Origin of the sequence: Rhabdochromatium marinum (assembly GCF_016583795.1) — a bacterium.
Classification (GTDB): Bacteria; Pseudomonadota; Gammaproteobacteria; order Chromatiales; family Chromatiaceae; genus Rhabdochromatium; species Rhabdochromatium marinum.
Map to the genome: position 1 here is coordinate 1 of NZ_NRRS01000194.1, position 872 is coordinate 872.

Annotated in this window: 1 protein-coding gene; it reads right to left on the reverse strand. The window is 45.8% G+C overall.

The features are described 5' to 3' along the window. Positions 1-500: 500 nt before the first annotated feature. Positions 501-779: a GNAT family N-acetyltransferase gene (locus CKO36_RS19250; protein WP_200286504.1), complete on the reverse strand. Its 279-nt coding sequence runs from the start codon at positions 777-779 to the stop codon at positions 501-503. Positions 780-872 lie beyond the last annotated feature (93 nt).

Genomic DNA, 872 nt, shown 5'->3' on the forward strand with positions numbered 1-872 from the left:
ACAGCTTCTGAGTATTATGCAATGTTGCCGCGTGTGAAGCGAATCACTTCGAGGAGCCCGGTGCGGTAGTTCCGCACGCCGGGATCTGTACGGGGGCGGCCGGGTAACTGGCCGTCCTACCGTGATGGCTTTTTTTGCCATAAAAATAGCGACACGCTCCAATCCAGCGTCACGATGAGCTTCTCCTGTGTGAAATTCATCGCTTTCAATCATTGCCAGAAGATTACGTCGCTGAGGATAGCGAACAAATATAAAGTGATCCCAGCGATCAGCAAGCATACAATCCTCACGATTGCCAAAGAGACAGACGGGCTTTCCGCCATAAACTGGGTATGCACCTCTACGTAGTAGTTCAAATCCAGCAATCTTAGAGTAGCGATCATATGCTTCTTTTCCGTTGACTTTTTTACCGTTTTCGTTGAAACCCTTGTATTCAGCGACTGGTTTATATTTATTCAGATTGTAGACAAAAGCGCGCCTACCCGATTAAATGGTTTGTATCACAGCTTCAAAATGAGTCGTAACATGTCTTTAAGTTGGATACCATTCTCAAAAATTGGTTCATCATAATTGTTGATAAAATAGTCTTTGAGTATTGAATCCACTCGAAACCCAAAACGTTGATAAAATGCCAACTGATAACCGAAGGTGCCGGTTCCTAATTCCACTGATTCAAAATTTTTCTCCCTCACTCTGTTTAGAGCAAATTGGAGTAATTGTGACCCAATACCTGATTGCTGTTTTTGGCCTTGATCATCCCTCGGTCCAAAACCAACAATTTCAGTAGGTGATCAGCGCGAGGCATGGGGCGGCAGGAGTCCGGGAAAGGCGTAGTCTTGGAGGTGCAACCCAACCCAAGGACAGCGCCGATG